The organism is Pseudomonas sp. EL_65y_Pfl2_R96, assembly GCF_963970905.1.
In the GTDB taxonomy this organism is placed as follows: domain Bacteria; phylum Pseudomonadota; class Gammaproteobacteria; order Pseudomonadales; family Pseudomonadaceae; genus Aquipseudomonas.
In genome coordinates this window covers 1-592 of sequence record NZ_CAXAQH010000155.1, presented here as the reverse complement: position 1 = coordinate 592, position 592 = coordinate 1, and the positions used below count along the sequence as shown (strand labels likewise).

General features: G+C 56.8%; 1 protein-coding gene. It reads right to left on the bottom strand.

The window, feature by feature from the left end; genetic code table 11:
• Nucleotides 1–25: 25 nt before the first annotated feature.
• Nucleotides 26–592: transposase (locus AACY49_RS29970; RefSeq protein ID WP_339527835.1), on the bottom strand; the 567-nt coding region annotated here is incomplete at its 5' end.

The following is a 592-nucleotide window of genomic DNA, read 5'->3' as shown; positions in this document are numbered from 1 at the left end:
GCCCTACAGGAACACCGCGACCCGTTTAGGCCAAGGGTTCTTTCCACTCCGTTCGGTCTCGGATCATGGCGTTCAGCCGTATCAGCAACACGCGCATACAGGCAATGAGCGCTACTTTTGCGCATTTGCCCTTATGACGCAGGGCGTCATACCGCGCTTTAAACTCCGGCTGTCGCTGAATCACAACCCAGCACGCCATGTACATCGCCCGACGCGCAGCAAACCTGCCGCCGCTAATGTGGCGGGGGCCTCCATGCTTACCGCTGTCGTCGTTGTACGGGGCTATGCCTGCCAGCGCCGCAATCTCGTGCCGTCCAACCTCGCCCAGCTCAGGCAAATAGGCCATCAAGCTGGCTGCCGTCACGAGCCCTATGCCCTTGACCGAGCACAAACGGGCCGTCTTATCACTGTCCAGGTCTTTAGCCGTTTGACGGATCAGCCTTTCTATCGACTTTATGGCTTGGCATAAATAGTCGATATGACTGCGCAGACAGGGTTTTACCGTGTCAGCAGAGGCTGTTTTGAGGCGCCGTAAATCGTCGCCTTGCTGCTGAACAAAGTTTTCACGCTGCTGTACCAGCGCACGTAAATT